This window comes from Rhizobium sp. BT03, assembly GCF_030053155.1.
Classification (GTDB): domain Bacteria; phylum Pseudomonadota; class Alphaproteobacteria; order Rhizobiales; family Rhizobiaceae; genus Rhizobium.
Window position 1 is genome coordinate 1246395 of sequence record NZ_CP125640.1, and the last position, 20591, is coordinate 1266985.

General features: G+C 62.5%; 18 protein-coding genes. 12 read left to right on the forward strand and 6 right to left on the reverse strand.

The genetic code is table 11. The annotated features are described in order from the left end of the window. Positions 1-187 precede the first annotated feature (187 nt). Together QMO80_RS06190 and mgtE are read left to right on the forward strand one after the other, a co-directional pair. Positions 188-1414 carry an MFS transporter gene (locus QMO80_RS06190; protein ID WP_283199288.1) on the forward strand — a complete coding sequence of 409 codons (1227 nt, stop codon included), beginning with the start codon at positions 188-190 and terminating at the stop codon, positions 1412-1414. A 263-nt stretch (positions 1415-1677) separates the two neighbouring features. Then, on the forward strand, positions 1678-3051 hold the full coding sequence (gene mgtE, locus QMO80_RS06195; protein ID WP_283199289.1) for a magnesium transporter: 1374 nt from the start codon (positions 1678-1680) through the stop codon (positions 3049-3051). Between the two features lie 177 nt (positions 3052-3228). On the opposite strand, the gene QMO80_RS06200 is transcribed toward mgtE, so the two are convergent. Next, the gene (locus QMO80_RS06200) at positions 3229-3750 is read right to left on the reverse strand and encodes an Lrp/AsnC family transcriptional regulator (protein ID WP_283199290.1); all 522 of its coding nucleotides are present in this window, start codon (positions 3748-3750) and stop codon (positions 3229-3231) included. Positions 3751-3845: 95 nt separating this feature from the next. Here QMO80_RS06200 and QMO80_RS06205 point away from each other — a divergent pair, with 95 nt between their 5' ends. Beyond that, on the forward strand, positions 3846-4751 hold the full coding sequence (locus QMO80_RS06205) for a DMT family transporter (RefSeq protein ID WP_283199291.1): 906 nt from the start codon (positions 3846-3848) through the stop codon (positions 4749-4751). An 82-nt stretch (positions 4752-4833) separates the two neighbouring features. On the opposite strand, the gene QMO80_RS06210 is transcribed toward QMO80_RS06205, so the two are convergent. Beyond that, entirely contained in the window at positions 4834-5448 is a 615-nt protein-coding gene (locus QMO80_RS06210) for a L,D-transpeptidase (protein WP_283199292.1), read from the reverse strand. A gap of 137 nt (positions 5449-5585) precedes the next feature. Next, the gene (locus QMO80_RS06215; RefSeq protein ID WP_283199293.1) at positions 5586-7250 is read right to left on the reverse strand and encodes an electron transfer flavoprotein-ubiquinone oxidoreductase; all 1665 of its coding nucleotides are present in this window, start codon (positions 7248-7250) and stop codon (positions 5586-5588) included. Positions 7251-7607: 357 nt separating this feature from the next. Here QMO80_RS06215 and QMO80_RS06220 point away from each other — a divergent pair, with 357 nt between their 5' ends. Next, a complete protein-coding gene (locus QMO80_RS06220; RefSeq protein WP_283199294.1) occupies positions 7608-8396 on the forward strand; it encodes an SDR family oxidoreductase in 789 nt (262 codons plus the stop codon). Positions 8397-8404: 8 nt separating this feature from the next. Here QMO80_RS06220 and QMO80_RS06225 read toward each other — a convergent pair whose 3' ends face one another. Next, a complete protein-coding gene (locus QMO80_RS06225; protein WP_283199295.1) occupies positions 8405-9286 on the reverse strand; it encodes a phosphotransferase family protein in 882 nt (293 codons plus the stop codon). Between the two features lie 269 nt (positions 9287-9555). On the opposite strand from QMO80_RS06225, the gene QMO80_RS06230 reads away from it, so the two are divergent. The 6 genes from QMO80_RS06230 to QMO80_RS06255 all read left to right on the forward strand — a co-directional run bounded on the left by QMO80_RS06230 (position 9556) and on the right by QMO80_RS06255 (position 16972). Beyond that, positions 9556-10860 carry an efflux RND transporter periplasmic adaptor subunit gene (locus tag QMO80_RS06230; RefSeq protein ID WP_283199296.1) on the forward strand — a complete coding sequence of 435 codons (1305 nt, stop codon included), beginning with the start codon at positions 9556-9558 and terminating at the stop codon, positions 10858-10860. Further along, on the forward strand, positions 10857-13976 hold the full coding sequence (locus QMO80_RS06235) for an efflux RND transporter permease subunit (RefSeq protein ID WP_283199297.1): 3120 nt from the start codon (positions 10857-10859) through the stop codon (positions 13974-13976). Before QMO80_RS06230 ends, QMO80_RS06235 begins: the two co-directional genes overlap by 4 nt. 218 nt (positions 13977-14194) lie before the next feature. Continuing rightward, positions 14195-15487, forward strand: a complete 1293-nt coding sequence (locus QMO80_RS06240) for an Hsp70 family protein (protein ID WP_283199298.1) — start codon at positions 14195-14197, stop codon at positions 15485-15487. A gap of 69 nt (positions 15488-15556) precedes the next feature. Next, positions 15557-16459: a uracil-DNA glycosylase family protein gene (locus QMO80_RS06245; RefSeq protein ID WP_283199299.1), complete on the forward strand. Its 903-nt coding sequence runs from the start codon at positions 15557-15559 to the stop codon at positions 16457-16459. Between the two features lie 132 nt (positions 16460-16591). Then, positions 16592-16783: a hypothetical protein gene (locus QMO80_RS06250; RefSeq protein ID WP_003569328.1), complete on the forward strand. Its 192-nt coding sequence runs from the start codon at positions 16592-16594 to the stop codon at positions 16781-16783. Between the two features lie 36 nt (positions 16784-16819). After that, positions 16820-16972 carry a hypothetical protein gene (locus QMO80_RS06255; protein WP_283199300.1) on the forward strand — a complete coding sequence of 51 codons (153 nt, stop codon included), beginning with the start codon at positions 16820-16822 and terminating at the stop codon, positions 16970-16972. Here the strand turns inward: QMO80_RS06255 and QMO80_RS06260 are convergent, their stop codons facing one another. Continuing rightward, positions 16973-17845 (reverse strand): hypothetical protein, encoded by an 873-nt coding sequence (locus QMO80_RS06260; protein WP_283199301.1) that lies wholly within the window; start codon positions 17843-17845, stop codon positions 16973-16975. A 244-nt stretch (positions 17846-18089) separates the two neighbouring features. After that, positions 18090-19028 (reverse strand): DMT family transporter, encoded by a 939-nt coding sequence (locus QMO80_RS06265; RefSeq protein WP_283199302.1) that lies wholly within the window; start codon positions 19026-19028, stop codon positions 18090-18092. Between QMO80_RS06265 and QMO80_RS06270 the strand changes: the two genes are divergently transcribed. After that, the gene (locus QMO80_RS06270; protein WP_283199303.1) at positions 19027-19284 is read left to right on the forward strand and encodes a hypothetical protein; all 258 of its coding nucleotides are present in this window, start codon (positions 19027-19029) and stop codon (positions 19282-19284) included. The two genes, QMO80_RS06265 and QMO80_RS06270, sit on opposite strands and share 2 nt — an antisense overlap. Before the next feature lie 82 nt (positions 19285-19366). Then, a complete protein-coding gene (locus QMO80_RS06275) occupies positions 19367-20473 on the forward strand; it encodes a methyl-accepting chemotaxis protein (RefSeq protein ID WP_283199304.1) in 1107 nt (368 codons plus the stop codon). Positions 20474-20591 lie beyond the last annotated feature (118 nt).

Below are 20591 nucleotides of genomic sequence, written 5' to 3' on the forward strand. Positions count from 1 at the left end.
TGCAACGGACATATGCACATAGCAGGACGCTGCACTGCGAAAAATGCACTCGACGCCTGCGGGTATATCACGGATAGATCAGATATCGGAGAGATCGTCTCCACCTCCCGCCATAGACCACGATCGCCTCGCGGCCGCGCTTGCGCCAGAGGCCGTTGCCAAGCAAAAACCGTCCCGAGGAGCTCTCATGAGTGAGATCGCCATCAATGATTCCATCGATAGCCGGGATGAAGGGCTGCCGTCGGCAACGACAGTGGCGCTGGTCCAGCTGGCGCTCGCCTGCGGTGGCTTCGGCATCGGCACCGGTGAATTTGCGATCATGGGGCTCTTGCCGAATGTCGCCGACACCTTCTCGGTGACGACGCCGCAGGCCGGCTATGTCATCAGCGCCTATGCGCTCGGCGTCGTCGTCGGGGCGCCCGTCATTGCCGTGCTCGCCGCCAAGATGGCGCGCCGCACGCTGCTCCTGACGCTGATGCTGGTCTTTGCCGTCGGCAATATATCAAGCGCCATGGCGCCGACTTTCGAATCCTTCACATTCCTGCGCTTCGTGACCGGACTGCCGCACGGCGCCTATTTCGGTGTCGCCGCCCTGGTCGCCGCCTCGATGGTGCCGATACATCGCCGCGCCCGTGCCGTCGGCCGCGTCATGCTCGGCCTCACCGTCGCGACTCTTCTCGGCACGCCGCTGACGACGTTTTTTGGCCAATCGCTCGACTGGCAGGTGGCGTTCTGGTCGGTCGGCATCGTCGGCCTGCTGACGGTGGCGCTGATCTGGTTCTACGTTCCCAAGGACAGGGTTTCCGAAGAGGCCAGCTTCCTGCGCGAACTCGGCGCCTTCCGCCGGCCGCAGGTGTGGCTGACGCTCGGCATCGCCGCCGTCGGCTACGGCGGCATGTTCGCGATGTTCAGCTATATCGCCTCGACGACCACGCAGGTGGCGATGCTGCCGGAAACGGCCGTTCCGATCATGCTGGTGCTGTTCGGCGTCGGCATGAATGCCGGCAACTTCATCGGTTCCTGGCTCGCCGACAAATCGCTGCTCGGCACGATCGGCGGCTCGCTCGTCTATAATATCGCCGTGCTGACCACCTTCTCGCTGACCGCCGCCAATCCCTATATGCTCGGCCTCTCGGTCTTCCTGGTCGGCTGCGGTTTCGCCGCCGGCCCAGCGCTGCAGACCCGGCTGATGGATGTCGCCGCCGATGCGCAGACGCTTGCGGCCGCTTCCAACCATTCCGCCTTCAACATCGCCAATGCGATCGGCGCCTGGCTCGGCGGTCTCGTCATCGCCTGGGGCTACGGTTTTGCGGCGACCGGTTATGTCGGCGCGGCGCTGTCTTTCCTCGGCCTCTTCGTCTTCGCAGCCTCCGTGCGGCTTGAGCGCCGCAGCCGGAGCACGCAGGCCGCGTAAAGCATCCCCGCCCGCAATGCGCGGGGGTGCGACATTCTGGCGTTAAGCATTGACCCCGCTTGACTTTTTTTTCGTTCGGGACCACCTAGCACTCACGTGGACGGCACTCGTCTTCCACGGATTTCAACGGAGCCATCTTAACGATGCCAAGCGACAGTAGCAGTCGATTGCCTTTGCCGTACGCGGCCCTCGTGCGCTGACCGACTCCTGTCGGCTCGCCCGTTCGGGACGCTACGGCGGATCGACGGAAAGGCGAGCCTCACATGAATATCAATCGCTTCCCTCTTCGGGCAGGCCATGCCGCCCGTGCCTTCATCAACAACAGCCGCGGCGCAACGATCGCCGAACGCGTCGATGCGTTGAACGCGCTCACCGTCCAGGATGCCGGCCGCGTGCTATCAGGCATGCCGCTCGACTACGCCGTCAACATCCTCGACCGGCCGGAGCTTCGCAACGCCGCGCAGATCCTGGCGCTGATCAGTGCCGAGGATGCCGCACGGCTGCTGCATGGCATGTCCAACGACCGTGTCGCCGACGTGCTGCTCGAACTCGACGGGGAGACCCGCGGCCGGCTGTTCGCCAGCCTCGACGAGCCGGTGCGCATCGCGATCCAGCACCTGATGGGCTATCCGCCGCGCACGGCCGGCGGCATCATGACGACGGAATTCGTCAGCGTGCCCGACAGCTGGACCGTCGCCCAGACGCTCGACCATGTGCGCCAGGTCGAACGCTCGCGCGAGACCGTCTACGCCATCTATGTGCTCGACGAGGTGAGCCATGCGCTGATGCATGTGGTGACGCTGCGCCGCCTCATCACCGGCGAGCCGGATGCTTCCATCCTCTCGGTGGCGCAGAAGGGCACGCCGGTTTCGGCGGATCCGCTGATGAAGCAGGAGGATGTCGCCCGGCTGATCCGCAAGCACGACCTGCTCGCTTTGCCGGTCACCGACGACCATGGGCAGGTGCTCGGCATCGTCACCGTCGACGACGTGATCGACACGATGATCTCAGACACGACGGAAGCCGCCCAGAGGTTCGGCGGCATGGAGGCGCTCGGCCAGCCCTATATGAAGATCGGCTTTGCCGGCATGATCCGCAAGCGCGCCGGCTGGCTCGCCGCACTCTTCCTCGGCGAAATGCTGACGGCAAGCGCCATGCAGCATTTCGAAGGCGAGCTTGAGAAGGCCGTGGTGCTGACGCTGTTCATCCCGCTGATCATGAGCTCGGGCGGCAATTCCGGTTCGCAGGCAACTTCGCTGATCATCCGGGCCCTGGCGCTCGGCGAGCTGAAGCTTTCGGACTGGTGGAAGGTGCTCCTGCGCGAACTGCCGACCGGCATCGTGCTCGGCGCGATCCTCGGGCTCGTCGGCTTCATCCGCATCGTCTTCTGGCAGTCGGCCGGCCTCTACGACTACGGCCCGCACTGGCAGATGGTCGCCGTCACGGTGTTTGCCGCCCTGATCGGGATCGTCACCTTCGGCTCGATCTGCGGCTCGATGCTGCCCTTCCTGCTGCAGAAGCTCCGGCTCGACCCGGCCAGCGCCTCAGCCCCCTTCGTCGCCACGCTGGTCGACGTCACCGGGCTCGTCATCTACTTCTCGGTGGCGCTGCTCATCCTCAGCGGGACGCTGCTGTAGGGCAAAAAGCTGCCCCTCAGCCTAACCCTCTCCCCGTAAGAACGGGGAGAGGGAACGTGCCTTGCCAGAGGGATGCGAGGGACGGAGAGGTCGCGGCATATCCCCTTGTTCCCGTTTTACGGGGAGAAGGTGCCGGCAGGCGGATGAGGGGCGGGCTCCGGGCACCGGACCGAGAAATCATCTTCCCTCGGGCAGCTTCAGCGGCCCATGCGTCTTGATGCTGCGGATGGCGAAATTCGAGCGGATGTCGCTGACATTCGGCAGGGTCAACAGCGTCTCCGTCAGAAGCCGCTCATAGGCGGCGAGGTCCTCCACCACCACTTCGGCGAGGAAGTCGGCGGTGCCCGAAATCAGGAAGCAGGAAACGATCTCCGGGATGGCGAGCAGCGCCTTCTGCTGCGCCTCGGAATTCTCGCGGCTGTGATGGACGACCTTGAATTCGACGAAGACGGTCAGGCCGAGACCGACTTCCTTGCGGTCGATATCGGCCGTATAGCCGCGGATGACGCCGGAGCGTTCGAGATTGCGGATGCGGCGCAGGCAGGGCGACGGCGAGAGGTTCACCTTCTCGGCGATTTCGACATTGGTGGCCCGCGCATCCTCCTGCAGGCACTTCAGGATGGCAATATCGAATTTATCGAGATTTGGCATTTTCGCGATTCCCGTCGGCACCAATTGGCAGAAGATTGCGCATATCATGTTTTTTGAGCCAGAGATAGCAAGGACATGCCCTGCCCTCCTGATCTAATCTTTTCCTCGACCGGAAGGCTCCGGATGAAGGAAGGGACAGGACGATGAGCACCATTGCATTTACGAACGACAAGTCGCCATCGCAGGCACTGGGTTATGCCGGCGGCACTGTGACCGTGCTGATCTGGGCGACATGGTTTCTCGTCACCCGCCATAGTGCGGCAACGCCGCTCGGCTCGATCGATATCGGGCTGATCCGCTTCGGCATTCCGGCGCTGGTGCTTGCGCCGGTCTGGCTGAAGACCGGATTGCTGCCGAAGGCCGTGCCGCTGCATCTGCTGGCGATCATGGTGTCCGGCTCGGGCGCCGTCTTCTTCCTGCTGACCACGCTGGCAATCCATTCGACGCCGGCCGCCTCCTCAGGCATTCTGCTCGGCGGCTCGATGCCGCTCGCTGCGGCGCTGATCGGCATTGCGCTGTTTGGCGAAAGACCTGATACCACCCGCATCGCCGGGCTCGTCGCGATCGTCGCCGGCGTGCTGATCCTGCTCACCCACAGCCTTGCGGACGCCTCGCTGCCATGGACGAGCTTCCTGCTGCTGCCGGCCGGCGCCGTTCTGTGGGCGAGCTATACGCATGCCTTCCGCCGCTCGGGCCTGACGGCCGTGCAGGCGAGCGCGCTGATCGCCGTCTGGTCCTTCCTGATCATGGGCGCGCTTGCCCTCATCTTCGGCATCTCGCTGCCGCAGGCGCCTCTGCCGGAAATCGGCCTGCAGGTGCTGAGCCAGGGCGTTCTTTCCGGTCTCGTCGCCATGCTCGCCTACGGCACCGCCGTCAGAACGCTCGGCGGAACACAGGCAGCCGCCTTCACGGCACTGACACCGGTGCTGGCAACGCTCGGCGGCGGCTTGCTGCTTGGCGAGGCGGTCGGCCTGACGGAAATCAGCGCCGCCGTGATCACCGGCATCGGCGTGGCACTTTCCACGGGGATCGCCGCCCGGCGCCGCTGACCGCCAGCCCAGGCCGACAAAAGTCGAAAGCCGCCGTAGCCATCGCTGCGGCGGCTTTTTCAATGAACGTGATTTTACCGGCTCAAGCCTGGATGACGACGACCCTGGCGCCGACTTCGACGCGGCTATAGAGATCGATCACGTCGTGGTTCATCATGCGGATGCAGCCGCTCGACATGGCAAGTCCGATCGATTGCGGCTGGTTGGTGCCATGAATGCGGAAATGCGTGTCGCCGCCGCCGCGATAGAGATACATCGCCCGTGCGCCAAGCGGGTTGTTCGGGCCGCCCGGCATACCGCCGGCGAGCTTGCGATAACGCTCTTCGCGGCGCTGCATGTTTTCGGTGGGCGTCCAGCTCGGCCACTCGGCCTTGCGGCCGATATAGGCGTTGCCGGCAAAGGCCAGCCCCTCGCGGCCGACGCCGACGCCGTAGCGCACTGCCCTGCCGTCACCGAGGACATAGTAGGCGCGCCGTGCCGGGGTATCGACGACGATCGTGCCCGCTGCATGGGTGGTTTCATAGGCCACTTCCTGACGGCGAAGCTCCGGCTTGATCTTGTCGATCGGCACCTGCTTCAAGGGGAATTTTTCATCCGGAAGTGCGGCATAATTCGTCTGGCTGTTCAGGCCGGTCGAAGAGCAGCCGGCGACAAACAGCGGCAGAGCGATCAGGAAGCTCCGTCGGGAGATCGTCATGAATGTGTCCTTAGTGCGTCAACATGATGTCGCAAGCTAAGGAATTTATGGTTAACGAACGGCTAACGGCGGCCCGCTGCAAGCGATCACGAAGGCGTCAGCACGCAAAAATTGTCGGCGGCGGAGATAATCCGATCTCACATGTTCGGATAGACCGGCCCCTCACCGCCCTGCGGCGGCACCCAGTTGATGTTCTGGTTCGGGTCCTTGATGTCGCAGGTCTTGCAGTGCACGCAGTTCTGGGCGTTGATGACGAAGGTGTCCTGACCGTCCTTCTCCACCCATTCGTAGACCCCGGCCGGACAGTAGCGCGTCGACGGGCCGGCATAGATGTCGTGCTCCGAACGCTTCTGCAGGCCCATGTCCTTGACCTGCAGATGCACCGGCTGGTCCTCCTCGTGATTGGTGTTCGACAGGAACACCGAGGACAGGCGGTCGAAGGTCAAAACGCCATCCGGCTTCGGATAAGCGATCGGCTTGTGCTGCGAGGCCGGCTCCAGCGACTGCGCATCGGTCTTGCCGTGACCCAGCGTGCCGAAGAAGGAGAAGCCGAACAGGGTGTTGGTCCACATGTCGAGACCGCCGAGCGCCACGCCGAGCGCCGTGCCGAACTTCGACCAGAGCGGCTTGACGTTCCTGACCCGCTTGAGATCCTTGCCGATGTCGCCATGGCGCCATTCATTCTCGATCTCGACCACCTCGTCATGGCTGCGGCCGGCCTCGATGGCGGCGGCGATCTTCTCGGCCGCCAGCATGCCCGACAGCACCGCATTGTGGCTGCCCTTGATACGGGGAACGTTGACGAGACCGGCCGAACAGCCGATCAGCGCCCCGCCGGGGAAGGAAAGCTTCGGCACCGACTGGTAGCCGCCCTCGGTGATGGCCCGGGCGCCATAGGACAGCCGCTTGCCGCCCTCGAAGGTGCCTCGAATGGCAGGATGCGTCTTGAAGCGCTGGAACTCCTCGAAGGGATAGAGATAGGGGTTCTTGTAATTCAGGTGGACGACGAAGCCGACCGCCACCAGATTGTCTTCGAGATGATAGAGGAAGGAACCGCCGCCGGTCTTCATCCCCAGCGGCCAGCCGAAGGAGTGCTGCACCAGGCCCGGCTTGTGGTTCTCCGGCTTGACCTGCCAGAGCTCCTTGATGCCGATGCCGAACTTTTGGGGTTCGCGGTCCTTCTGCAGATCGAACTTGGCGATCAGCTGCTTGGCGAGCGAGCCGCGCACGCCTTCGCCGATCAGCACATATTTGCCGAGCAGTTCCATGCCGCGGGTATAGTTCGGGCCGGGCTCGCCATTCCTCTCGATGCCCATGTCGCCGGTGGCGACGCCGATGACCGCACCCGCATCATCATAGAGCACTTCGGTTGCGGCAAAGCCTGGATAGATCTCGACGCCGAGCTCTTCGGCCTTGCCGGCCAGCCAGCGACAGACAAGCCCAAGCGATACGATGTAGTTGCCGTGATTGTTCATCAGCGGCGGCATCAAAAAATTCGGCAGGCGGATGGAGCCGGCCGGGCCGAGCACCAGGAAGTGATCTGCCGTCACCTCGGTCTTGAAGGGATGATCGCCATCCTCGCGCCAACCGGGCAGCAGCCGGTCGATGCCGATCGGATCGACGACGGCGCCGGAGAGAATATGGGCGCCGACCTCAGCCCCCTTCTCCAGCACGACGACCGACAGTTCCGGATTGACCTGCTTCAGCCGGATCGCCGCTGAAAGACCCGCCGGACCACCGCCGACGATCACAACGTCGAATTCCATGCTCTCGCGTTCAGGCAACTCAGTCGTCTCGGTCATTCACTCGTCTCCGCTTGGCGGCGCGCAGCCGTCATCCCTCTCAGGCACTTTCTTGTCAAAACGAGAAAGCATTGTCGAGCCGGGATACGACAGCCAATCTTCAATTCGCACAATGATATGCCGTGTACGCCAGAATTATATAACGCTTACGTCAACGTCAATCAGCAAACGCCGCCGAAACGGTCCCGCTCTCTTTCCTTTTCCGCTGCGTACGCCTTATACATCGCTCGAAGATATCGAGCATGATGCCGAAAAGTGTGCGCGGTTTTCGGCATCATGCTCTAACTCTATAATGTAGAACAGGATTCAGATTTTAGGCCGACTCGGCCTAAAATCCTCCTGTTCAGGAGGACAATCATGGATCTCGGCATCGAAGGCAAACGGGCGCTCGTCCTCGCCTCCTCACGTGGCCTCGGCCTCGGCATCGCCACGGCGCTGGCGCGCGAAGGCGCCAACGTGCTGCTTTGCGGGCGCAGCGGCGAGCAGCTGGAGGCCAATTGCAAGGTGATCAACAGCGAGGGCAAAGGCCGGGCCGACTGGATCTGGGCAGACCTCGGAGATGAACGCTTCGTCGAGACGGTGACGACGGCGGTGAAGGAGAAGTTCGGCGGGCTCGATATCCTCGTCAACAATACCGGCGGGCCGACGCCCGGCACGACCGAGGAGATGACGGGTGAAAAGCTCGAGACCTATTTCCTCTCCATGGTCGCCCGCGTCATCACGCTGACCAATGCCCTGCTGCCCGGCATGAAGGCGCAGGGCTGGGGCCGCATTCTGACGGTCGCCTCCTCAGGCGTGATCGAACCGATCGCCAATCTGGCGCTGTCGAATACGCTGCGCCCGGCACTGGCCGGCTGGAGCAAGACGCTTGCCTCCGAAGTGGCGGGCTTCGGCGTCACCACCAATCTGCTCCTGCCGGGCAGCATCCTGACGGCGCGGCTCGACGATCTCGACGGGGCGGCGGCAAAGCGGACGGGCAAGAGCCTCGAAGAGATCCGCACGGATAAGGAAGCGCGCATCCCGGTCGGCCGCTACGGCCGAGTGGAGGAATTTGCCGCGACGGCCGCCTTCCTGTGCAGCCAGCCGGCCAGCTACATCACCGGCTCGCTGATCCGCTGCGATGGCGGCGCGGCGCGATCCGTCTGACCTCTGTTTCAGCCGGCATGGGCCGCAACAGCGGCCCAACTTGCCGCGCTTTGGACCATCGATCCGACATGGGCCGGATCGTCGGCAAGCTCAGCCAGCTCGGACAAACGATGGAAGCCGGTCAGGATCGCGATGCGCCGCCGATCGAGCCTGCGTCCGGTCAGCATTTCATAGGCCGATATGATGCGGGCGGTCAGATCGGGCGAGATGAAGTTCGAATAGATGAACTCCTGATGCAACGGCCCGAAGCCCGAATCGGCGAAATCGTAAATGCCGTTGAGCCTGCCTTGCGCATGATTAAAGGCCATGTTCCAGCCATGACCGTCGAAGAAGCCGTAGATATTGCCGTGGGGATCGGGCGGCAAGGTTTCGAAATCTGAAATAACAGCCTCGGCAAAGCGCCTGATCTCGGGCGGCAGCAGCGGCAAAGCCTTTGCCCGCACCATCTCCGGCGATTGCCAGGGCTGGATCGGCCCAGCGCCGGCCGCGCGCATCCGATCGGCATCGAGCACATGCAGCTCCGCGTAAAAGCGCGCCAGATCGTCGGCAAGGTGCTGACGATCGCCTTCGCCAAGCGCACCGTAATCTTCGGCAATGAGATGTTCGCCGTCGATCTTGGCATGGCTGGAGAAGATCGGCGGTCCGTCGTGAATGCGCATGTCGGGAACCGCCATCGACAGCGCCGGCCTGATGATGTCGAGCAAGGCGGCTTCCTTCACAAGCGCTCTTTCCGCGCCTGAATGGCGGGGAAATTTGAAGATCAGCGTGTCATCGACGTCGACGGCAAGCGAATCCCAGCCCTTCGCCGCCAGCTTGAAGACAGAGGCCGTGAGTTCAGGAAACACGCTTATGATGAGAGAGCGAAATTCGCTGGCGTTCAACTCGGTCATGACGACCTGCTTTCTCGGGTTTTTCCCGTGTTTTTCGCCGGGGCAACGAACTACACGCAGACCGACATCGTCCGCCGTCAAAGGGCACCAGGCTACACTGGGCCTATATTAGTACAGTTTGAATATTACGGAATATTCATTACAAAAATTTAAGCCGTTATAACCACTTAGTGATGGCGACCGGGAAATTATGTCTTTTTTGCGCCGCAATAGAAGCGGCTCAATCAGAGCATAAAATCGCAAACCCCTTCAACACTCCGGTCTCGCCCATGAAGAAATTTTGGATCACTGTCAGCGTTATCGCAGTTGCCGCCGTCGGCGTCTGGCAATTCGGGAATCTGATCCCTTATGCCTCCCGCATTCCCTACCTCTCGCAGTTCATCAAACAGCCGGTTGGCGGCAATGGCGGACAGCCGGCAGAGGGCGATCAGGCGCAGGCCGATCAAGCGCAGAACGGTGGCCAACATCAGAGCGGCGGGCGCAGGCGCGGCGGCGGCCCGACCGTCGTCAAAACAGTCGCGGCGGTGAAAACGACGCTGCCGACGGATGTGACGGCGACCGGCTGGGCCGATGCCGATGACAACACGACCATTGCCGCACAGGAACAGGGCCTGATCGTCAGCATCCATGCGCAGGATGGGGCGACCGTCAAAGCCGGCGACCTGATCGCCAAGCTGGACGACCGGACGGCCAAGGCGGCGGTCGACAAAGACAATGCGATGATCGTGCGCGACACGGCCACCCTTTCGGAATCCGAAACCGCATTGACGCGCGCCCAGGATCTTTTCGATCAGAAGGCCGGCACCCAGCAGAGCCTCGACCAGGCGGTCGCTGCCCGCGATACCGCCGCCGCCACGGTTGACGCCGACAAGGCGACGCTCGCCTCCGATCAGATCATCCTCGAAAACACCGATATCCGCGCCCCCTTCGACGGCCGGCTCGGCGATATCGCCATCAGCAAGGGCGCTTTCCTCAGCGCCGGCGCGGCCATCGTCACCATCGCCAAATACGATCCGATCTATGTAAAATTCCATCTGCAGGAGCGCTACCTGCGCACCCTGAAGAGCGCGCTCGCAGCCGGCCCGGTCGAGGTCAGCACGGTTCCCGCTTCCACCAAGGGGCAGGTCCGCAAGGGCGAGATCAGCTTCTACGACAACACGGTCGACACCGCCTCGGGCACGATCCTCGCCAAGGCGAAATTCGAGAATGCCTCCGGGGCGCTCTGGCCCGGCCAGTCGGTCAACATCGTCGTGCATTTCAACAATAGCGAACAGCAGGTGGTGGTGCCGACGGTTGCCGTCAGCCCCGGTCCGGACGGTTTCTTCGCCTTCGTCGCCAAGGACGGCAAATCGCGTCTGACGCCGGTCACCGTTGCCCGCGCCAATGGCGGCTTCACCGCCATCGAATCGGGTCTGTCGGAAGGCGACCATGTCGTCGTCGAGGGTCAGGGCCAGCTCAGCGACCAGCAGGCGATCAACGAGCAGTTCGATGAAAAGGCGCTTGACGTCGCCTCCGCCGAAGAGCCTCGGCAACAGCAGCAGTCCGAGACGATCGCGGTGGGAGCTCAGCAATGATCCCCAATTTCTGTATCCAGCGCCCCGTCGCCACGACGCTGCTTGCCATCGGCGTCATTCTGGCCGGTCTTGCCGGTTACCGGCTCGTGCCGGTCGCGGCACTGCCGCAGGTCGATTTTCCGACAATCAACGTTTCGGCGCAGCTGAGTGGCGCCTCGCCGCAGACGATGGCGACCTCGGTCGCCACACCGCTGATCAAGCAGTTCGAGACCATTCCCGGCATCAGCGAAATCAGCGCCTCGAGTTCGCTCGGCAGCAGCAGCATCGTGCTGCAGTTCGACCTCAACCGCGATATCGACGCCGCTGCGGCCGACGTGCAGGCGGCGATCTCGCATGCGACAAGGCAGCTGCCCGACAATCTGACGACGCCGCCGAGCTACCGCAAGACCAACCCGGCCGATGCGCCGGTCATGCTGCTCTCGGTACAGAGCAACACCATGCCGCGCAGCAAGCTCGACGAGATCGCCGAAGATATCATCTCGCCGTCGCTGTCCACGCTGCCCGGCGTTGCCCAGGTGAGCGTCTATGGCGCGCAGACCTATGCCGTGCGCGTCGAGGTCGATCCCAACAAGCTTTTGACCCGCGGCATCGGCATCGATACCGTCAACAAGGCGCTGGCTGCGGCCAACAGCCAGCAGCCGGTGGGAACGCTGCAGAACAATTCGCAGAGCATGACCATCACGGCGAACACGCAGCGCACCAATGCCGAACAGTTCCGCTCGCTTGTGATCGCCAATCCCAACGGCGCGCCGATCCATCTCGGCGATATCGCCGATGTGCAGGACAGTGTCGAGAACCAGTATACCGGCAGCTGGTATGACGGCCAGCGCGGCATCATCCTCGCCATCCAGCGTCAGCCGGATGCCAACACGGTCGATGTCGTCGATGCGATCAACGCCAAGCTGCCGCAGCTTCACGCCGAAATCCCGCCCTCGGTCAACACCGTCGTCATGAACGACGCGGCAAAACCGATCCGCGCCGCCATCGCCGACGTGAAGTTCACGCTGTTCCTGACGATCGGCCTCGTCGTTCTCGTCATCTACCTCTTTACCGGCCATGCCACGGCAACGATCATTCCGGGACTTGCCGTTCCGCTGTCGCTGATTTCGACCTTCGGCATGATGTATGTGCTCGGCTACAGCATCGACAACATCTCGCTATTGGGGCTGACGCTCGCGGTGGGGCTGGTGGTCGACGACGCGATCGTCATGCTCGAAAATATCCTGCGCCATGTCGAAGAAGGCATGCCGGTGCGGGAGGCGGCGATCAAGGGTGCCGGCGAAGTCAGCTACACCATCATTTCCATGTCGGTTTCGCTGATCGCGGTCTTCATCCCGATCCTGCTGATGGGCGGCGTCGTCGGCCGCGTATTCAACGAATTCGGCATGGTGGTCGCCATCGCCATCATCTCGTCGGCGATCGTCTCGCTGACCGTGACGCCGATGCTCGGCTCGCGTCTCTCCAATAACCACAGCCGGCCGCCGCTTCTCATCCGCATCTTCGATGCGGGTTTCGAGCGGACGCTCAACGGTTATGACAGGGCGGTCGGCTGGTGCCTTCGCCATCGCCTGACGATCCTCGGGGTTTTCCTCGGCTCGGTGGCGCTGACGATCTATTTCTTCATGACGCTGCCGACGAGTTTCTTCCCGCAGGAGGATATCGGCCGCCTGACGATCAGCACGCAGGCGCGCCAGGATATTTCCTATACCGCCATGGAAGCGCTGCAGCAGCAGGCGGCAGCCGCCGTCAAGGCAAACCCGGCAGTCAACCACGTGATGTCGACGATCGGCGGCAACCCGAACAAACCGCAGAATAACGGCTCGATGTTCGTCGAGCTCAAGGACAAGAAGGAGCGTCCGCCGCTCGACCAGACGCTGCGCGAGCTGCGCACGGCGATCAACAAGATCCCCGGATTGCAGGCCTTCGTGACGCCGAACCAGAGCCTGCGCTTCGGCGGCCGCCAGACCGCTAGCCAGTACCAGCTGGTGGTGCAGGCGCTCAGCGCCGACCAGACCAACCTCTGGGCCGGCAAGATCCAGGCGGCGATGCGTGGCGACCGCGGCCTGTTCACGGATGTGACCTCGGACGCCCAGAACAACGCCCTGCAGGCCAATATCGTCATCGACACCGAGCGGGCGGCCGCCTACGGCATCGACAACGACACGCTGCGCACGACGCTGCAGGAATCCTTCAGCGGCTATGCGGCCGCCGAAATCCAGTCGACCGGCGACAGCTATGACGTCATCGTCGAATATGACACCAGCAAACCCTGGGACGACCAGAAACTGTCGGAAATCCGGGTCGCCTCCGCCAATGGCAGCCTGGTGCCGCTGTCGAACTTCGCGCATGTGCAACGCACCACCGGCCCGGTGACCATCAACCAGACGGGCCAGCTCGTCTCGACCACGGTTTCCTTCAACCTGCCGGAAGGCGTCTCGCTCAGCGACGCGACAGCGGCGGTCGAGCAGATCAAGAAGGATATCAGCGTGCCGGCCGACGTCTTCACCTCCTATGGCGGCACGGCTGAAATCTTCCAGCAGTCGCAGGGCAATACGCCCTATCTGATCCTGGCGGCGGTGCTGACCATCTATGTCGTGCTCGGCGTGCTCTACGAGAGCTTCATCCATCCGCTCACCATCCTCTCCGGCCTGCCGGCCGCGGCCTTCGGCGCGCTGCTGGCGTTGAAGATCATGGGCTTCGATCTGTCGATCATCGCCCTGATCGGCCTGCTGATGCTGATCGGCATCGTCAAGAAGAACGCGATCATGATGATCGACGTGGCGGTGGAGACCATGCGCACAACAGGCGAAAAGGCCACAGTGGCAATCCACGAGGCCTGCGTGCGGCGCTTCCGGCCGATCATGATGACGACCTTCTGCGCCCTGCTCGGCGCCCTGCCGATCGCGCTCGGCACCGGCGCAAGCTCGGAGCTGCGCCAGCCGCTCGGCATCGCCGTCGTCGGCGGCCTGATCGTCTCGCAGATGCTGACACTGTTCATCACCCCGGTCATCTTCGTCGAGATGGACCGCTTCGGAAACTTCCTCGGCCGCCTGATGGGCGGAAAGAAGGTGGAGGAGCCGGTGGTGCACGAGGCAAGGGCAATGGCAGCCGAATGATGATGGCCCTCTGAGTTCGACATCGCCAATCCTTGCGGCGCACTTCTTCATTCCAACCGGAAGAAGAAGTGCGCCTGCAGTCATATCAACCTTCAATTCCCTTGAATGTGTCACGCCCCTGTGGCATCACCCGCCCTCCTGAATCCGGGGCGTGCTTACGCCCCTTCGCGGAGCCATGCTCCGCCTCCAATAACAATCGGCATGAAAGAGGTGCGGGCATGGCTCAGGCGCTGGGTTTGGACTTCGGCACGACCAATACGGTTCTCGCCATGGCCGATGGCGGGGCGACGCGCTCGATGGCGTTTACGAACACGGCAGGCACGGCCGACAGCATGCGCACGGCGCTTTCCTTCATGAAGGACGCGCAGCTCGGCGCTTCGGCGCTGAAGGTGGAGGCGGGCCATGCGGCGATCCGGCAGTTCATCGACAATCCCGGCGACTGCCGTTTCCTGCAATCGATCAAGACCTTTGCCGCAAGCGCGCTTTTCCAGGGCACGATCATCTTCGGCAAGCGGCAGAGCTTCGAAGACCTGATGGAAATCTTCATCCGGCGCCTTCGCCATTACGCGGGCGAGAGCTGGCCCGATGATACCAGCCGCATCATCACCGGCCGCCCGGTGCATTTCGCCGGCGCCAGTCCAGACCCGGTGCTGGCGGTGCAGCGCTACAACGAGGCGCTGACGCGCTTCGGTTTTCCGGAAATTCACTATGTCTACGAGCCGGTTGCCGCCGCCTTCTACTTCGCGCAGAATCTGAAGTCCGATGCGACCGTGCTCGTCGCCGACTTCGGCGGCGGTACGACGGACTATTCGCTGATCCGCTTCGAGACCAGGGCCGGCAAACTGACGGCAACGCCGATCGGCCATTCGGGCGTCGGTGTGGCCGGCGACCATTTCGATGCGCGCATGATCGACAACATCGTCGCGCCGCAGATCGGCAAGGGCAGCCATTTCAAGAGCTTCGACAAGATCCTCGAGGTGCCGTCCAACTACTATGCGAGCTTCAGCCGCTGGAATCAGCTATCGATCTTCAAGACCTCACGGGAATTCGAGGATCTGAAGAAGCTAGTGCGCACGGCGCTGGAACCGGAAAAGCTGGAAATCTTCGTCGACCTGATCGACCATGACGAGGGCTATCCGCTCTACCAGGCGGTCTCGGCAACGAAGATGGCGCTTTCCTCCGCCGAGGAGGCTCCGTTCGATTTCGCCCCGCTCGGCCGCGCCGGCCATCGCACGATCAAGCGCAGCGATTTCGAAAGCTGGATCGTCGATGACCTCGCCCGTATCGAAGGCGCGCTCGACGACGTGCTGGAAAAGACCAACACCGATGCATCCGGCATCGACAAGGTGTTCCTGACCGGCGGCACCTCCTTCGTGCCGGCGGTGCGGCGCATTTTCACCGAACGCTTCGACAGCGACAAGATCGAGAGCGGCGGCGAATTGTTGTCGATCGCCCACGGCTTGGCGCTGATCGGCGAGCGCGACGACATCGCGCAATGGACTGTGCGATAGCACTGGCAAAGGTGAGCAATCCGTCGCCTGCCCTTTCCATGCCACAGTCTCTCCGCTAAACCTGTCCGTATGATCTCCGCCAGCGACCTTTCCCCCGCCGAGCTTGCAGCACTTCTGCATTTCCATGCGGATGCCGGCGTGGAATGGCTGCTGGAGGAAGAGGCGATCGACCGCTTCGCCGAGTTCGAAGCGATGAAGGCGGCCCGGCGCCCGTCAACGCAGGCGCAGCCGCAACCTGCCGCCGGGGAACGTGCGGGGTCCGGCGAAGGCCGGGCATCGCCGCGCCCGAATACAGCGGCACGCCCTGCCCCGGCCGAACGCGCCGCTTCCGGCCCGCAACCGGCGATCCCGGACGGCGAGGCGGTGCAGCAGGCGCGTTTCGTCGCCGAATCCGCGCGGTCGCTGGCAGAGCTCAAGACCGCGATCGAGGCCTTCAACGGCTGCAATCTCAAGCACAGCGCCCGCTCGACCATCTTTGCCAGCGGCGATGCCGAAAGCGGTATCATGGTGATCGGCTCGGCGCCGGGCGCCGAAGACGATCGCGAAGGCGTGCCCTTCTCGGGAAAATCCGGCCAGCTGTTCGACAAGATGCTGGCGGCGATCGGGCTGACGCGCTCGAGCGTTCTGCTGACGCAGGTCATCCCTTGGCGGCCGCCCGGCAATCGTGCGCCCTCGGCCGCCGAAATGGACATTTGCCGGCCCTTCATCGAAAGGCAGATCGCGTTGGCCGAACCCAAGGCGATCCTGCTGCTCGGCAATTTTTCGGCCCGCTTCTTCTTCGGCGAAAACGACACGATTCACGGCCTGCGCGGCCGCTGGAAGGAGATTGCCGCTGCGGACTGTGTCATTCCTGCCATAGCCAGCCTGCATCCGCAGGATCTTTTGACCGCGCCCGTCAACAAACGGCTGGCCTGGAACGACCTGCTCGCCTTCCAGGCGAAACTTAAGTCCCTCTCTTTGCTTAGAAATTAGCCAAAGTTGAATAATTTATGAATCAGCCTATGCGCCCTGCGCATAGCTGCATCCCGCCGTGACGCATTGCGGAATCGATGCTGCACCGCAATATGAGATGGTGTCTTGGGAGGAACCACAGGAACCAAGGCCATGAACAAGCATTTTCGTCCTATCCATAGCGGGTTTGAAACCCTTCGCCTCGCCGGCGACCAAGTTCGTTCCACCCACGGCTACAGCCGTTTCGGCTTTGCCGCCAACGAACAGATGACCGCCCGCGGCACCGGCATCAACGGCCGTACGGCGCGCCCCGACGCGATTTTCTCGGACTTCCAGCAATATTGAGCGGCAGGCGTTTCGCCTGCCTTTAAGAGTGACAAGATGACGATCCTGATATCGCTTCTGCGCAACATCGAGACCTTCGAGCATATCCGCGTCGCGGTCTCAGCCGCGCGGGAATATGAGCGCGAGCTTTCGGTAAAGCCGGCCGATCCCGGCAATGGCGGCTCAAGCGCTGCCGCAATCGTTCTCTGATCAGATGGCCATTTCCTCGAACTGGGCTTTCGCACATTCGAAGGCTTCGTCGACATAGGCGAACTTGACCGCCTGCCAGGCGCAATATTGCTCGACGAAATCCCGCGATATCCAAAGATGCGCCTTACGTGGTTCGTCGTACCAGCCAACGCTGCCGCGTTGCGCCGCCTTTGCCAAGAGCCGCTGCAGATGGGTGCGCGACATCATGAAATCGGCCGCGAGCGCACGGGTTTCGACCCGGCCGACGGAAAACCTCTCCGGTTCGCTGCTTTCTATATCCATGCGGGCGATGAAGTTGTCGACGACGAGGCCGCCGGCTTCCGTCCAGAGAAACATCGCCACCTGTTCCGGCGGTTCGCGCCAGGCGGCATCTTCAAGGCAATGGCGGGCAATGCGCGGCTGAACGAGCCGCATCATGGATGGGTTTGCCTGAAAAAACGCCGCCCTTTGACCGCCGTCCAGCAGATCAAGCGCGCCGAGATTGGAATGAATCCAGGCAAACATCGCCTGATGGCTGACGTCGGCCGGCTCGAAATGACGCGGCCGCCGCCGCTCGTCGCCGGGTGTATGAACGATGAAACGGTAGGTATAGAGCTCTTCGATGAAGGCGAGCACGGTGTTGCGGCTCGCCACCTTATGCGCGGTGATGCGCCCGGTCAGCCGGACGGCGGTGAAACCCGAGGTCGGGTCGCGCGGATCATATTCCAGATTGAGGGCATAGGCAGTCTGGGTCAGAAGCCAGCGCTGATGCGAGGCAAGCAATCGCGCCAGGCGCGGACCAGCATCGAACACGCCGCGCATCTGCCCAGCTAAAAAGCGGATGCTCAGCAGAAAGGAGCAGTTCGCCGCCAATTGCTCCGCCGTGAATGCCATTACGCTTTTCTCCACCTCCCTCGCCGGCCGGCGATCGGAGCAACGACACCGAGCGCTCTTCCGGCATCAGCGGCCATTCAGACATGCACAGCTTCGAATAAATGATACTCTCTCATCTTCAACAAACATATTCCTTGAGATAGCGGTATCCCAAGAATTCACCATTCTTTTCGCTCTTTGCGAGCAATTTTCCAGCCGCGGCAATCCTCGCATTAAAGCCTTTCATATCAGCAGCTTGCCGGGATCAGGCCGGCGGCGTCGTGGCTTTGCGCGCCTCCCGCTGCTCGATGCCCAGCTGATGCTCGCGATAGATGATGAAGATGCCGGCGCCGACGACGATGACGGTGCCGATCAGCATGGTCACGCTCGGCACGTCGCCGAAGACGAAATAGGCGACGATGCCGCCGAGCAGGATCGAGGTATATTCGAACGGCGCGATGGTGGAGACATCGGCATGGCGGTAGCTTTCCGTCAGCAGGATCTGCGCGACGCCGCCGCAAAAGCCGGCGGCGATCAGATAGAGCGCTGCCGGCCATGCGAGGACGAGCCAGCCGAACGGCAGGGAGGCCAGCGAGAAGACCGAAGCGGTGAGCGAGAAATAGAGCACGATCGTCGCCGTCTTCTCCTCTTCGACGAGGCGGCGCACCTGGATCATCGCCATGCCGCCGAGAACGGCCGAGAACAGCACTGTGAGCGCGCCGACGGCCTGCTCGGCCTCCATGCCGCCATTGCGGAACAGCGTAAGTTTCGGCCAGGAGACGATGGCGACGCCGACCATGCCGACCAGGACGGCGCTCCAGCGATAGATGCGCACGGTCTCGCCGAGAAAAACCGCGGCGAAGATAACGGCGACGAGCGGCAGCGCATAGCCGAGCGCAATCGCCTCCGGCAGCGGCAGATGCAGCAGGCCGTAGAAACCGAACGCCATCGACAGAATGCCGATCGTGCCGCGCTTCAGGTGGCCGACCGGATTGGCGGTGTAGAAGGCGGCGCGCAGCTGCCCGATATAGGCGAGATAGGCCATGATCGGAAAGAGCGCGAAGAAGGACCTGCAGAAAGTGACCTGACCCGGCGGGATGTCCGAACCGGCCAGCTTGATGAAGGTCTGCATGGCCAGGAAGACCACGACCGACGAGACCTTCAGCGCAATGCCTCTCATCGGGTTTTTGAGAACCGCGTGCATGATCCTGGCTCTTGATACCGACTTAACGGGACGGGAAGACGCGTTCGACTCGGGAACGCAGAGGATGACGTCTTCCATCGTAGCGAAGAAAATCCGGATTGGCGAAAAATTCGCAGGCAGCACGGCAGAATCGCAAAATCACCGTCGACCGCTGGCCGGACGGAGCGGCATGCACGCCCACGCATCGAATTTTTCCGCTCTTCAGCCATTTCGCCCCAAAATGTTCACCTCTGACCGGCCGGTGTTAACCAATTGAAAACCATAGGCACGCATCGTTTTTGCTGATCTCGAAATTTTTCGCCCTGCAAACGATTGCCCGCCCCTTCCAGGATCATTTGATGAAGCCGCTTAGCGCCGAAACCATTGCCCAGTCGCAGAATGCGACACCGCGCTCGATGCGCGTCGTCACCGACGGCATCAGCACCGACCTCGAGCGCTTCAGCGCCGACAACACCAATATCGTCAAGCAGATCAAGCTGCTCGCCATCAATGCGCTAATCGAAGCGGCAAGAGCCGGCGAGACCGGAAAGGGCTTTGCCGTCGTTGCCAACGAGGTGCAGCGGCTGGCGCAGATCGCAACCGACATCACCGGCAGGTTCGAGAGCAACGTGCTCGGCCGCATCGGCCTCAGCCGCGCCATGGCGGATTGCCTGGTCGAGGAGATGGAGGGCGTTCGCCTCACCGACCTGGCGCAGACGCTGGTGCAGCTCATCGTCCGCAATCTTTTCGAGCGCACCGCCGATGTGCGCTGGTGGGCGACGGATCCGGCACTCTGGCAGGCGCTTGAGAATCCGGATCGGGAAATCGTCGCCTTTGCGGCGGAGCGTCTCGGCGCCATCAACCGCTTCTACACCGTCTATCTCGATCTCGTCATGACCGATCTTTCCGGCAAGGTGATCGCATCCGCCAATCCCAAGTTCCAGCGCAAGCTCACCGGGTCAAGCCTTGCCGGCGATCCGTGGTTCCGCGCGGCGTCGGCCTGCTCCTCCGGCGACGCCTATATCGTCGACGAGGTCAAGGCGAGCCCGCTCCACGACAACAGGCATGCGCTCGTCTATGCCACAGGCATTCGCGAAGGCGGCAAGCTCGACGGACGGCTCATCGGCACGCTCGGCGTCTATTTCGACTGGCAGAACCAGGGCCAGGCGATCGTCGAAAAAGAGGCGAATCTGCCGCCGCAGCTGGCGGAAAAAACCACGGTCATGCTGCTCGACGGCAAGAGCCGGGTGATCGCCACCACCAATCCCGCCCTGCTGTTTTCGCATTTCGCCCTCGCCAACCCCTCCGGCCGGGCCAAGGGCAGCTACTACGACAATAACGGCTCGATCGTCGCCTTCGCACGCACCCTCGGCTACGAGGATTACGACGGGCTCGGCTGGTACGGCGTCGTCGTCCAGCGGACGGAAAATGACGCGACGATCAAGGCAGCGCTCAATTTGAAATAGCGCCATCCCGCCAGCAGCGGCGTTCATCCGCTCCAACCAGGATATTTTGCCCGCGAACTTGGTGTTCGCGGGCAATTTGCTTTAACTTTAGTTCAGACTTTAATGTAATCATGCCCGG